Here is a 13,291-nt window from a genome sequence, read left to right as displayed (position 1 = left end):
ATTACTTGTAGCATACCTTCCAAAGGCACGCATAAAGACACATATCAAAATGATAAAACAATCGGCACAGAACCGATAAAACGTCCTTGAAACCATTGCCTTAGGCAAACCGGGTATCGCATCACATGCCACATGATTTCCGCGATATCGAACGTGAAAAGTTCGCGATCAATGCCAAAACGTGCGAATGGACCATTCGCGCGATGACCGCCCTTAGGGCCAATATCGACATCAATATCAAGATGCACGGCCCGCGCGACCATCTCGCGCAAGGCGACATTTTCATGTTCAACCATTTTGCCCGGTTTGAAACCTTTATCCCGCAATTTCTGATCGCGCTTGAAACCGGGGTCTATTGCCGATCGATCGCATCGGGCGAGTTTTTCGTGCAGGACAATACGTTTTCACGCTATTTGCGCGCACTCGGCGGTGTTCCCAATGACTATGAACGCCTGTTGCCGTTTCTGGCCGAGGAAATCCTTCGTGGCGGCAAGGTGGTTGTCTTTCCCGAAGGCGGCATGGTCAAGGACCGGCGTGTCCTTTCGGAAGAACGCCCGCACCCAAAGCGCCCAGATTACAGCATCTATTCCCGGTCGGCCGATACAAGACGCGCTCATCATACCGGGGCGGCGTTGCTTGGTCTTTGTATTGACGGGTTCAAAATCGGGCTGTCGACGCTGATTGAAAAGGGCAAGCGCGATGAATTCTCGCGCTGGGCCGTCATTCTGGACTGCAGCGAAGATGATCTTCGCGCAACCATTGCCAAACCGACACTGATGTTCCCGGCCAATATCACGTTTCATCCGCTTCGGGTGGATCAGAACCTTCTGGCGCGGGCAGCCGACATGTTTACCGGTGGCTTAAGCCCCAAGATGGCCGAAGAACTGATCATTGAAGGCAATCTGATGTTCAAGAAGACCGATATGGACATCCGCCTTGGCGATCCGGTCGATCCGCGCATGCATTTCAACTGGCTGGACCGGCGCATGCTGGCAAGACGGGTGGCGCAGGCCAGCGCGATTGATGATCTGTTCAAACCGGCACGGACACTTGAAAAGGTGACGGATCGGGTGACGCAATATGCCCTGACCCGCCACATCAAGCCGCTGCGCGATCATTGCATGGCGGTGATGTATTCCAACCTCACACTCAATGTCAGCCATCTGGCATCACGCCTGATCATGATGTGGCTTGAAGACGGCGTGACCGAAATCGATATCGGTCATTTTGACAGAACCCTGTATCTTGCAATCAAGAACATCCAGCAGGCCGAAAACGTCCATCTGCATCGCGGCATGAAAAACCCGGCCGATTATGTCGGTATCTTTGAACTGAATTGTCCGCAAATCCGGTTCTTTATCGATAGTGCTGTTCAACTTGGCCTGATCGAACGCCGGGATCAGAAATACTGTTTCCTGCAAAAATTGCAGGAACAGGCCCATTTCGACCAGATCCGCATGGACAATCCGATCATGGTCTACGCCAATGAAATGGCCCCGATTCATGCCGCCTGGCAGGCACTGGAACGTGCCCGGGTCGAAGTTGATCATCTAAGCCCGGTCGACATCGCTCATCGCCGTTTTGATGATGAAATCCGGGCGTGGTCCTGGAACCGGGCCAAGTTCAAGGATCCGAAATACGACGCAATCAATCAGCAGGAAACCGCAACAGCGGACAGCCGTCCCTATTTGCTTCTGCCCAACGGGCAGACACGGTTTGCCTGCGGGGTGCTGCTTGTCCACGGGTTCCTGGCATCCCCGGCCGAACTGCGCGAACTGGGTGATAAACTGTCCGCACTTGGTTATGCGGTGATGGGGGTGCGGCTGTCCGGCCATGGCACATCCCCCCATGAATTGCAAAAACGTACCTGGTCGGATTGGCTGGCATCGGTGCGACGTGGATACGAGATCCTGTCACCATTTTGCGAACAGGTGATCATTGTCGGGTTTTCCACTGGTGGGGCGCTTTCGGCCATTCATGCTGCAAACCACCCCGAAAAGCTTGCCGGGTTGGTTCTGGCCGCAACACCGCTTAAATTCCGCAATCGCAATCTGATGTTTGTGCCGTTGCTATACGGGGCAAACAAATTGATGGGATGGATGCCATCAGCACAGGAATTGCTGAGTTTCCGGCCCAACGACTCCGAACATCCCGATATCAATTATCGCAACATTCCGATCGGCGGCCTGCACCAGTTGCGGCAAGCGGTTGCTGAAATGCAGCGCCGTTTGCCAGACCTTGAATGCCCGACACTTGTTCTTCAGGGCGATGGCGATCAGGTCGTCGACCCGGCCAGCGCAAACATGATCCGTCGCCTTGCCTCCAAGGCAACGGAAATCGATGTTCAGATGGTCACATCCGGACGCCACGGTATCGTGACCGAAGATATCGACAACACCCAGAACCGGATCATTGATTTCATCACCGATCATTGCGCCATCCGCGATGACGAAGCGCGCGCCATCCCCGCAGAATAAACGCGACCTGATCAAATCGTACCAACCCCGCATTCCGACAAAAACCCACCCGCATGACGCGTCGGGATCAGGGATAAATCGGATAACGGAACAAACATCCGACAAGCGCCGCACGTTTCCCCGGCGACGGCGACCCCGTTTTCAGGGCGCAGCCGCGGTTGCGGCTTGACTTTGCATTAAAATCCACACAGCTTGGATCCATGGATACAAACATTATCGCCCAGACCCTGGAAAACGAAATTCAGTCCGGCCATCTTGGCCCCGGAACGATCCTGAAACAGGAAGAACTGGCCGCCCGATTTGGCGTCAGCCGTCAGCCAGTGCGCCATGCACTTGAACGGTTGCGGACATCCGGCCTGCTTGAAAAGCGCCCTGACAGAAGCCTTGCCGTGGTCGGGCTCCGGGCGAAAGACGTCCGTGAACTCAGCCAGATCCGCATTGCGCTTGAACAAAATGCGCTGATGCTGTCGGCACCGAACCTGACGGCAAGCAATCTGCGCAAGGCGCGCCGCCTGAACGAAGACCTTTTCGAAGAAGAAGACCCCGAAACCCTTGCCGATCTGGACCGCGATTTCCACCAAACCCTGTATGGTGGATGCGGCAATGAAAGGCTTTTGAAAATGATTGCCGATCTGCGCAACGAAGCAAGACGCGCCTATGCCCTGCAACCGATCGGGTCACAGCCACGCCGCGTCTTTTACGAAGAACACAACCGCATACTTTCCGCACTCGCAGCCGATGATATCGCGGCTGCCTGTGACGTTCTTTCAACCCATATCGGAATTACGGCCGGCACATTGATCCCGATCGATGGTACATCGGGGCAAAATCCGCATCCGACATCGGACAGGACCCCGTCATGAGCAGCTTTGGCGCAAATGTTGTCTGGCAACGCGCAGAAACCGAAAAATTCACCGACCGGCGCTATTCACGTGGGCATGTCTGGCGGTTTGATGGCGGACTTGAAATCCCGGCATCTTCATCACCGCATGTGGTGCCTTTACCCTATTCGGTTGCGGAAAATGTCGATCCGGAAGAAGCCTTTGTCGCAACTCTTTCAAGTTGCCACATGCTGTTTTTCCTTCATTTCGCATCCGATGCCGGACTGGTGATTGATCGTTATGCCGATGATGCTGTGGGCCTCATGGAAACCCGTGATGGCAAAACCATGATCACCAGGGTCGTTCTGCGCCCTGACGTGACCTATGCCGGACCGCGCCCCGACACCGGCACCGAGGACGATTTGCATCACCGCGCCCATGAAGCCTGTTTCATCGCAAATTCGGTAATAACAGACGTCGTCACCGAACCGGTGCGTCACACATAAGCGCGATAGTTAACCGGCAACCGGCTTTTGCGCGCAAATCGCATAGCGATGCTGCGCCCCGCGTTCCAGCCCCTTGCCAAAACTGATATGTTTTTTCTGGGCGGCATGGATCTGGCGCAGATCGAAATCGACAACAACCGGATCAAAACCGGTTCGGGCCAGCATGGCCGAAACATCATTGGCGCGCGCACCTTCGGAAAAATGCACACGGGCAAGAATGTCGCGATGGGTTTGCATATGCGCCACCGGCTCGGTCGGCTTGCGCAACCCGATCGATTCGAGAAAGCCCGACATCGCCTTGTTCAGTTTTGTTGCCCATGTCGGCGATACAAAATCACCATCGACAACAAGAAGCTTTCCACCCGGCTTTAAAACCCGGAACCATTCCGCAAAGGCCGCCGCCGGATCAACCAGCGTCCAGACGAGATGACGGGTAACAATCACATCGTAACTGTCATCCTCTTCCATGGTATGTTCCGCATCCCCCAATAAAAACCGGATGTTCGATCCCCGAAGCCGCGATTTCGCCCGCGCCTTTTCAAGCATCGCTTCGGACCAGTCCATACCGGTCACGGCAAAGCCAAGATCATGCATCAGATGGCTGATCACGCCGGTACCGCTTGCCAGATCAAGTGCCTTGCGGCCATCGGCAACCCCGAAATGCCTTTCAAACAGCGCGTGCCAGGCACTGCGTTCAGCATCGGAAAAGATTTCATGGCCGGGCTGTTCATCAAATGTTGCCGCCCGCATCGACCAATATTCCTTGATCTCGTCACGCAAATTGTAATTGCTGGCCTGGCTCATGATTTGTGGTTCTCTCTGGGTCTTCTCTGGCGGAGAATGGTAGTTTTCTGCGGTTTTTATCTAATTCAGAGGTGAATATGACACCTTTCTGATAAATCAATGATTTTATTTTTGCGAAAAATATTGATTTGCATTCTCAATAACTGATAATCCGTGCCTCGGGCAATCCTAATTTGAGGGAACGGGAATGAAATTTTATGGTGCTATTGCTGCCTTGGCCATGATGGTCGCGGGAACCGCACAGGCAGCAGACTCGGTCAAGGTAACGGATGTTGCCGGCCGTGAAGTGACCGTCGAACTGCCGGTCGAACGCGTCATTCTGGGGGAAGGTCGCCTGATTTATGGTCTGGCAACGCTTGATAGCGAAGATCCCTTTGCACGTGTTGTCGGCTGGAAAGACGATCTGAAAAAAGCCGACCCGCAAACCTATGACATCTATGCTGCGAAATACCCGCGCATCGATGACATCCCGACCTTTGGCGGCATGAAAGACGGCACGTTTGATGTCGAACAGGCCATCGCGCTCAAACCCGATGTCGTCATCATGAACCTTGAAGCCAAGGGCGCGACCGAAGATGGCGGCTATGATGACAAACTGGCTGCTGTCGGTATTCCGCTGGTCTATATCGACTTCCGCGAAGCCCCAATGAAAAACACCGAAACCAGCATGAAGATCCTTGGCCAGCTGACCGGCAAGGAAGACCGTGCTGCGGAATTCATCAAGTTCCGTGCCGATCACATCCAGAATGTGCTTGATCGCATCGCCAAGGCAAATCCGGAAAAGCCGCAGGTCTTTATCGAACGCGCGGCTGGCTATTCCGAAGAATGCTGCATGTCCTTTGGCAACGAGAATTTCGGCACCATGGTTGAAATGGCCGGTGGCGTGAATATCGCAGCCGCGATCATTCCGGGCACCTTTGGCACCATCAACCCAGAACAGGTTGTGGCATCCAATCCCGATCAGTTCGTTGGCACCGGTGCCAGCTGGGAAGCCTATTCCCCGGGCGGTGCATGGGTCGGTCTTGGCCCGGATGCCGATATGGTCGAAGCACGCCGCAAACTGGTTGGCCTGATGGAACGCCCGGCATTCACCGGCATCAAGGCTGTTGAAAACGGTCAGATTCACGCTGTTTGGCACCAGTTCTACAACAGCCCATATCAGTTCGTTGTCATCGAAAAGATGGCCAAATGGTTCCACCCGGACCTGTTTGCTGATCTTGACGCCGAAGCGACCTTCAAGGAATTGCATGACCGCTTCCTGCCGCTTGATTACCAGCCGGGCTATTTCATCTCGGTTACGGATTCCGCGACAAACTGATGACCACCAAACAGATTTCTATTGAAGCCGGGAGCGCGCATTACAAAGCGCGCTCCTTGCGTCGTTTTTTGATCCTGGTTGCCATGGGCTGCGCGCTGTTTCTGTCCTTTGCGATTGATCTGGCAACCGGGCCCGCGAATTATCCGTTATCGGATGTGATTGCCACCCTGATTGATCCATGGTCGGCCAGTGATCAGCTGCGTGTTGTGATCTGGGATATCCGCATGCCGATCGCACTGATGGCCTTGACCGTGGGGGCGGCCCTTTCCACTGCCGGTGCCCAGATGCAGACCATTCTTGCCAACCCGCTGGCCAGCCCGTTTACGCTGGGCATTTCGGCTGCTGCCGGATTTGGCGCGGCCCTGGCGCTGGTGCTTGGCGTGGCTTTGCTGCCGGCATTTGTTGATTTAATTATTCCGATCAATGCCTTTGTCATGGCCATGGCAACCGCACTGATCATTCATTTCTTCAGCCGCCTGCGCGGGGTTACGGTTGAAACCATCGTGCTTTTGGGTATTGCGCTGGTCTTTACCTTCAACGCGCTTCTGGCATTGCTGCAATATCTTGCCAGTGAACAGGCACTGGCTGCTGTGGTGTTCTGGACCATGGGCAGTCTGGTCAAGGCAACCTGGACCAAGGTTGCGGTCACCGCGATTGCAGTTGCGATTGCATTGCCTCTGTTCGTGCGCCAGGCATGGGCCCTGACCGCCCTTCGACTTGGTGATGCCAAGGCAGAAAGCTTTGGCGTGAATGTGCAGGGGCTTCGTCTGCGCACCATGCTGATTGTCAGCATGCTGGCCGCAATTCCGGTTTCCTTTGTCGGCACCATCGGCTTTATCGGCCTTGTCGGTCCGCATATTGCCCGCATGCTGGTGGGCGAAGATCAACGCTTCTTCCTGCCGGCATCGGTTCTGTGCGGGGCCTTGATCCTCTCGGCGACGTCGGTTTTGTCAAAACTTCTGATCCCGGGTGCGATCCTGCCGATCGGGGTGATTACCGCCCTTGTTGGTGTGCCCTTCTTCTTCTCGCTGATTTTCGCAAGTCGGAGGAAATCATGGTAACGCTTCGCCTTAATGACATCGGCACCCGATATGGCAAGGTGCAGGTGGTATCAGGGATCACCACACCGGTCATTCAGCCCGGAACCGTTACCGCCGTGATCGGCCCGAATGCGGCAGGCAAATCAAGCCTGTTCAAACGCATTGCAGGTCTGGCAAAGGGTACGGGATCGGTTGATCTTGGCGCGATTGCCAAAGAACGCAACACGATCTGCTATATGCCGCAAGACACCGGATCAACAGCTGTGCTGTCGGTTTACGAGTCAATCATTCTGGCCGCCAAGCAGGGTTCCAGCCTGCGGGTAAAGGCCGATGAACTGGCACGGATTGATGAAATTCTGGCAGCCTTGCGCATTTCCAATCTGGCCGGACGCAACCTTGGGGAACTCAGCGGCGGGCAGCGTCAGCTGGTCGCGATTGCCCAGACACTGGTGCGTGATCCCAAGATCCTGCTGATGGATGAACCGACATCCGCCCTTGATCTTCATCGCCAGATGGAAGTCCTGTCTTTCATGCGCGACGTTGCCAAGGGGCAGAACATTATTGTTCTGATTGCCATTCACGATCTGAATCACGCATTGCAATATTGCGATCAGGCCATGGCCATCTGTGATGGCAGGATGGTTGCCTATGGCCCCTGTGCCGATGTGATCGACAGTGGTCTTCTGCGTGATGTCTATCAGGTTGACGGCCATGTCGAGCTTAATTCACTCGGCCATCGCCATGTCGTTTTGCGTGGCCCCAGTGACCAAGCCCAAAGCCGCCACAGCACGGCAATCCTTCACGGTCCGGGAAATGAAACACCGCTTGCTGCCCAATAGGCAGGCGCTGTTTCTTTGTGATTAAAAACTTTGCATTTGGGGAATTTTCTGTTTCCATAGAAGCATCATGATCACCCGTTGCGGCATCCATTGGGATGATGCCGTAACCACATGATAACAAGCATAAAAATATCATGTGATGCGATCGATGCTTCAGGAGACAGAACTTGCAGACCGGCGCGCCATTCAGTTTCGAACGCTTTACATTTCCCGATCTCAAGACCCTGTTGGCAAAGGCAAGCCCGCTTAGATCCGGCGATGTGCTTGCCGGGCTTGCGGCCGGGTCGGATGAAGAACGGGTTGCAGCGCGCTTTGCACTGGCGGATGTACCGTTAAAACGCTTCCTGTCAGAAGCACTGGTTCCCTACGAGGATGATGATGTCACGCGCATGATCATCGATGATCATGATGCCGATGCTTTTGCGCCGGTCGCATCCCTGACAGTCGGGGAATTTCGCGACTGGCTTCTGGGCGATGACGCAACCCCCGAAGTTCTCAAAAACCTTGCGCCCGGTCTGACGCCCGAAATGGTGGCGGCTGTTTCCAAACTGATGCGCAATCAGGACCTGATCGCCGTTGCCCGGAAATGCCATGTGGTGACGGCCTTTCGCAATACAATCGGGCTTCCCGGCCATCTGGCCGTCCGTTTGCAGCCCAACCACCCGACCGATGATCCGGCCGGTGTGGCAGCATCGATCCTTGATGGTCTGATGCATGGCAGTGGCGATGCGGTGATCGGTATCAATCCGGCAACGGACAGCCCCGAAGCCATGATCGATCTTTTGAAACTGATCGATGAAGTCCGCGAACGCATCGATATTCCCACCCAATCCTGCGTTCTGGCCCACGTCACCACAGCCATTGACGTAATGGCCCGCAATGCCCCGGTCGATCTGGTGTTTCAATCGATTGCTGGAACCCAGAAAGCCAATGAAAGTTTTGGCATTACCCAAGCCATGCTGGCCGAGGCCGAAGATGCCGCCAAGGGACTGAAACGCGGCACGGTGGGTAATAATGTGATGTATTTCGAAACCGGGCAGGGTGCGGCTTTGTCCGCCGATGCCCACGAAGGGGTTGATCAGCAAACCGTGGAAACCCGCGCTTATGCGGTTGCGCGCAAATATTCGCCGCTTCTGGTCAACACCGTTGTCGGCTTCATCGGGCCGGAATATCTGTTTGATGGCAAACAGATCACGCGCGCCGGTCTTGAAGACCATTTCTGTGGCAAGCTGCTTGGCGTGCCGATGGGGTGCGATGTTTGCTATACCAACCATGCCGAAGCCGATCAGGATGATATGGATAACCTTCTGACCCTGCTTGGCGTTGCCGGATGCAACTTTGTTATCGGCGTCCCCGGGGCCGATGACATCATGCTGAATTATCAAAGCACCAGTTTCCATGACGCGATGTATCTGCGTTCGGTTCTTGGACTCGAACCGGCACCGGAATTTGCCGCATGGCTGCGCAAGATGGAAATTCTTGATCAGAATGGCCGTACGCGTCCGCAGCTTGACGGGCAGGCCGCCCAGAATCTTCTGGCATGGTCGGGGGCCGCGTGATGAGCAAGCTTGCCAACAAAAAAATTCCAAGCGGCCTCGACCCCTGGAACGCCTTGCGGGTTCATACCGATGCACGGATCGGTCTTGGCCGGGTCGGTGACGGGTTGCCAACAGCCCGGTTGCTTGAATTCCAGATGGCCCATGCGCGGGCCCGTGATTCCGTTCATATGGCGTTTGAGCCAGACCGCGTACGCAGTAAGCTTGGATCGCTTGACCTGCCCGTTCTTGATGTCCATTCCGCGGCCCCGGATCGGGCGACCTATTTGCAGCGTCCCGACCTAGGCCGGTTGCTTGATGATGCGTCGCGCGACACCCTGTCAGGCCACAAGGGTACGTATGATGTTGCCTTCATTCTGGCAGACGGTCTTTCGGCACGCGCCACACATGATCATGGTGCCGACACCCTGTCGCTGATCCTTGATCGATTGGGGGATAGCTGGTCGATTGCCCCGATAACCCTGGCAACCCAGTCCCGGGTCGGGCTGGGCGATGAAATCGGCGCGGCACTGGGCGCCAAACTGACCGTGATGCTGATCGGGGAACGGCCGGGATTATCAAGTGCGGATTCGCTTGGCGCCTATCTGACCTGGGGGCCAAAACGCGGCAAATCCAACGCGGATCGCAATTGTGTGTCCAATATTCGCCCGGCCGGGCTGGTCCCGAAAAAGGCCGCTGAAAAGATTGCCTATCTGATGCTTGAAGCTCGCAAACTCGGCCTTTCCGGTGTGGCGCTCAAGGATAATTCATCCAATCCGGCGTTGATCGACGGATAAACTGAACGGCACGGCAACCCTACGCGATCAGGTCCCCGAACCCGACATCCGTTCGAGCAACCGTTCAATGCGTTCGGCATGGGCGGCCTCGCCACGTGCCACACTTTCAAACCAGGCTGCAATGTCGTCGAGCCCTTCCTCGCGGGCAATCCGGGCCATTTCGGGATAGTGTTTTTCGGCTTCGTCCTTTTCCTGCATCAGGGCAGCCTCAAGATTGAGTTTGGTCGTCCCGAGCTCCTTGCCTGTCAGCGGGTCCCCACAGGTTTCAAGAAATTCCAGATGGCCGAAAGCATGGCCTGTTTCGGCCTCGGCCGCAGTTCTGAAAAGTTCTGCCGCGTCGCTCTGGCCTTCGATATCGGCCTGCTGGGCGAAATACAGATAACGACGGTTTGTCTGGGCTTCTGCGGCAAAGGCCGCACGCAGATTTTTCTCGGTCCGTGTACCCTTGAGCGCCATGTGCGCTGTCCTTTTTTATTGTTGGCGATCGGTTGTGAACTAACCACGCGAAAGGCGTAAAAATAAGGCGGCGGGACATGGCATCCCGCCGCCTTCTTATGTGTCTTGAAATTCGACATCGTCAACCGCTACAGGGGCAATTTGCACCGGTCAGAATGCGGATTTCATCTGCCTGTTACGCACCGGATTGTGCCTGCCAACAGATCAAAATTCCGGTATCAGCCGGCCTATGCCGCATCCTGTGCAGAACAATTGCGCCGCAGCCGGAAAACCAGATCAACCGATGCCAGTTCGGTGCCGTTTGGCATGTTCGGAATGCCTTCGATCTGTACCGTTTCCGCTGGGATGTCGGACAAAAGCCCGTCTTCCTCGCAATAGAAATGGTAATGCGGCGCGGTATTGGTATCGAAATAGGACCGGCCCGGATCAATCACGATTTCGGTCAGCAGTCCGGCATCGGTAAATTGATGCAATGTATTGTAAACGGTTGCCAGCGACACCTTGATGCTGTTGCTCATGGCTTCGGAATGCAGCTGTTCGGCCGTGACATGGCGATGCCCGTTTTCAAACAAAAGCCGCGCAAGTGCCAGACGCTGACGCGTCGGACGCAAATTGGCATCTTTAAGCCGGTTCAGGGCGTCGGTAAATGGACGCGATGTGGTTCTCATAGTCTGCCCCTATAGTTTCCCGGGAACAGGTCCACACCTGTTCCGTTAATTCCCACGATCAGACTAGAGAACCCGGGCGCACGATTCCTTGATTTTGATCAACTCCAATAAGATGGAGAAATCAGCCCTTCCCAACCAAAAAAAAGGGCCGGAAAACCGGCCCTTTTCAGATGTTATCGCGAAATCAATTCGGAGATTTTTCAGAACCGCTGAACATACCTGTCCCCCGCAAAATCGCGGCTGCACCACCCAAACCGTCAGCGCCATCACCCGAAACGTACACTTCGGGGACAAGCTTTGATACCAGCTCAACTAGCTGAGGTTTTCGTTCCAGTGTCGCCAGGAACTTTTCGAGAGCCTGCAACATAACCACGCGATCCTCGCCCAAAACCTGTGCTTGGGCCATCTGCCCATCAGCCAAAGCCGTCAGATAGCTTTTTTCTGCTTCGCCAAGGTTTTTGCGCTCAAGCTTTCGCTTTTCTGAAATCTCAACATCAATCTCTGCTTTGACCAGCTCTGACTGCTGATTGGCTGTAGCACGGGATTTTTCTGTCTTGATCCGTTCATCCTGCGACAGTTTTTCCTGCTGGTAGGCCGCCGCAAGCTGGCTTGCCAGCTGCTCTCGCTGACGTGCGACCAGAAGCTCGGGCGGGATAACCGGTTCGCCAAGCCGTACTTCCTTGATGTTGATGCCTGCCTTGTCGCCTTCGACACGAACCTTCCGCTCAATGGTATTTTGCAAAGCCTCTCGATTTTCAATCAGATCAAGAACTCGTGTTTTTCGAACGGCGTATCCGCTGCCGCCATCGACCCTTGGCAACTGGATCGATCCACCAGCAACATCGCGTACAATCGAACGAATTGTTGGGGTTAGGACCCGATCTTCTATTTCGCGCAAGCTGCCAACAGACGCGACAACATAAGGCGCATTTTCACGTGTTACCTGCACAAGCACGCGAACTTCCTGCGGTATTTCCCAACCTTCGACCTTCACCACAATTGCACGGTCAGCGTCATCGTTTGGGTTAAATACAACCTTGTCTGTAGTTTCAGTCTGACCGATCTTGCCTTGTTGATCGACATTCAGCTTGATGGAACGCTTGACGTAACCGCCACGATATTTCCATGTCTGAACCCTCGTATCAACGAGGGTCACATCATAGGCCTCGCGGTTGATGTAATAAGCATCAGGGTTGAGAACGGACTCCCAGATTCCCTTGCATCCGCGAGGTACCAACGCGACGCTCAAAGCACTTACATCGCTATTTGTGATCTCCTTGCATTCAGATCCGGGACGTTCCTGAACGTTTGATTTGACCACACCAACAAACCCGGCAGGGATTTCAGTAATCAGGGTGTCGGTTGACCCGTCTGCATCGGCACGACCTTCAAGGTCATAAGTAACCTCGACATTTCCCTCACCTATTTTCACCCTGAAAAGATAAAGATTAAGCGGATAAACACCCGGTTTCAGGACTGTCGTCTGTAGACCTTTCTGCCCGCCATTTTGCAGAAAGTATGACGCATCAAGCATGTCCTTGACTTCATCTTCAGGCCAAGGGGCAGCAAAGGCCGCACCGGACGGCAACGGGTTCCCGTCGCGCGCTTCTATCAACCCGTAAAATCCCGGTGGAACCTCAACCATCGGAAGAACACTGACATCGTTGATAACAGTCAGGAGCGGCTCAAAATGGAAGCCCGGAGACAGAATTCTGGACTGAAAGCCGTTTTCTCCCGAAAGTGCAATCAAACGGCCTGCTGGAAGCGAACTGCCACCATAAATGCGTTTTAAATGGGCAACCTGATTACCCCCGACATACACATAAGACGTCGAAGCAAAACAAATAAGAGCAATAAAAAGCAACGTCACTGATGCCACTTTACCGATCACCGGACGGCGTGGCGGAAGCCCTTTAACAAATATAACGACTGCAACAAGCAGAAAAATCAGACCAAGAACGAGCCAAATCATACATATCTCCCAAACAGAACGCTGCAATATCCCCGGTTAATGCAGCTTCGGTTTGCTA

At 54.5% G+C, this 13,291-nt stretch carries 12 protein-coding genes; 8 read left to right on the top strand and 4 right to left on the bottom strand.

Translation table 11 applies throughout. The features are described 5' to 3' along the window. The first annotated feature begins 125 nt into the window (after positions 1-125). The 3 genes from WA429_RS14070 to WA429_RS14060 all read left to right on the top strand — a co-directional run bounded on the left by WA429_RS14070 (position 126) and on the right by WA429_RS14060 (position 3,804). Positions 126-2,477: an alpha/beta fold hydrolase gene (locus WA429_RS14070; RefSeq protein WP_287464632.1), complete on the top strand. Its 2,352-nt coding sequence runs from the start codon at positions 126-128 to the stop codon at positions 2,475-2,477. Between the two features lie 200 nt (positions 2,478-2,677). Continuing rightward, a complete protein-coding gene (locus WA429_RS14065) occupies positions 2,678-3,340 on the top strand; it encodes a GntR family transcriptional regulator (protein ID WP_287464630.1) in 663 nt (220 codons plus the stop codon). After that, positions 3,337-3,804: an OsmC family protein gene (locus WA429_RS14060; RefSeq protein WP_287464629.1), complete on the top strand. Its 468-nt coding sequence runs from the start codon at positions 3,337-3,339 to the stop codon at positions 3,802-3,804. Before WA429_RS14065 ends, WA429_RS14060 begins: the two co-directional genes overlap by 4 nt. A 9-nt stretch (positions 3,805-3,813) precedes the next feature. Here the strand turns inward: WA429_RS14060 and WA429_RS14055 are convergent, their stop codons facing one another. Further along, positions 3,814-4,608, bottom strand: a complete 795-nt coding sequence (locus WA429_RS14055) for a class I SAM-dependent methyltransferase (RefSeq protein ID WP_287464627.1) — start codon at positions 4,606-4,608, stop codon at positions 3,814-3,816. Positions 4,609-4,795: 187 nt separating this feature from the next. Here WA429_RS14055 and WA429_RS14050 point away from each other — a divergent pair, with 187 nt between their 5' ends. The 5 genes from WA429_RS14050 to eutC all read left to right on the top strand — a co-directional run bounded on the left by WA429_RS14050 (position 4,796) and on the right by eutC (position 10,137). Next, on the top strand, positions 4,796-5,926 hold the full coding sequence (locus WA429_RS14050; protein ID WP_101246780.1) for an ABC transporter substrate-binding protein: 1,131 nt from the start codon (positions 4,796-4,798) through the stop codon (positions 5,924-5,926). After that, positions 5,926-6,987 carry a FecCD family ABC transporter permease gene (locus WA429_RS14045; RefSeq protein ID WP_101246779.1) on the top strand — a complete coding sequence of 354 codons (1,062 nt, stop codon included), beginning with the start codon at positions 5,926-5,928 and terminating at the stop codon, positions 6,985-6,987. Before WA429_RS14050 ends, WA429_RS14045 begins: the two co-directional genes overlap by 1 nt. Beyond that, a complete protein-coding gene (locus tag WA429_RS14040; protein ID WP_287464623.1) occupies positions 6,981-7,805 on the top strand; it encodes an ABC transporter ATP-binding protein in 825 nt (274 codons plus the stop codon). The genes WA429_RS14045 and WA429_RS14040 overlap by 7 nt, the downstream gene beginning before the upstream one ends. 167 nt (positions 7,806-7,972) lie before the next feature. After that, positions 7,973-9,364: an ethanolamine ammonia-lyase subunit EutB gene (locus tag WA429_RS14035; protein ID WP_287464621.1), complete on the top strand. Its 1,392-nt coding sequence runs from the start codon at positions 7,973-7,975 to the stop codon at positions 9,362-9,364. Next, positions 9,364-10,137: an ethanolamine ammonia-lyase subunit EutC gene (gene eutC, locus WA429_RS14030; protein WP_287464619.1), complete on the top strand. Its 774-nt coding sequence runs from the start codon at positions 9,364-9,366 to the stop codon at positions 10,135-10,137. The genes WA429_RS14035 and eutC overlap by 1 nt, the downstream gene beginning before the upstream one ends. 27 nt (positions 10,138-10,164) lie before the next feature. On the opposite strand, the gene WA429_RS14025 is transcribed toward eutC, so the two are convergent. From WA429_RS14025 to WA429_RS14015, 3 genes are all read right to left on the bottom strand, one after another. After that, on the bottom strand, positions 10,165-10,593 hold the full coding sequence (locus WA429_RS14025; RefSeq protein ID WP_228194937.1) for a rubrerythrin family protein: 429 nt from the start codon (positions 10,591-10,593) through the stop codon (positions 10,165-10,167). Positions 10,594-10,820: 227 nt separating this feature from the next. After that, positions 10,821-11,261: an iron response transcriptional regulator IrrA gene (gene irrA, locus WA429_RS14020; protein ID WP_101246775.1), complete on the bottom strand. Its 441-nt coding sequence runs from the start codon at positions 11,259-11,261 to the stop codon at positions 10,821-10,823. Positions 11,262-11,445: 184 nt separating this feature from the next. Beyond that, positions 11,446-13,233, bottom strand: a complete 1,788-nt coding sequence (locus WA429_RS14015) for an SPFH domain-containing protein (protein ID WP_287464616.1) — start codon at positions 13,231-13,233, stop codon at positions 11,446-11,448. Positions 13,234-13,291 lie beyond the last annotated feature (58 nt).

The organism is Thalassospira sp. CH_XMU1420-2, from assembly GCF_037029325.1.
Classification (GTDB): Bacteria; Pseudomonadota; Alphaproteobacteria; order Rhodospirillales; family Thalassospiraceae; genus Thalassospira; species Thalassospira povalilytica.
This window is presented reverse-complemented; position numbering and strand designations above follow the sequence as displayed.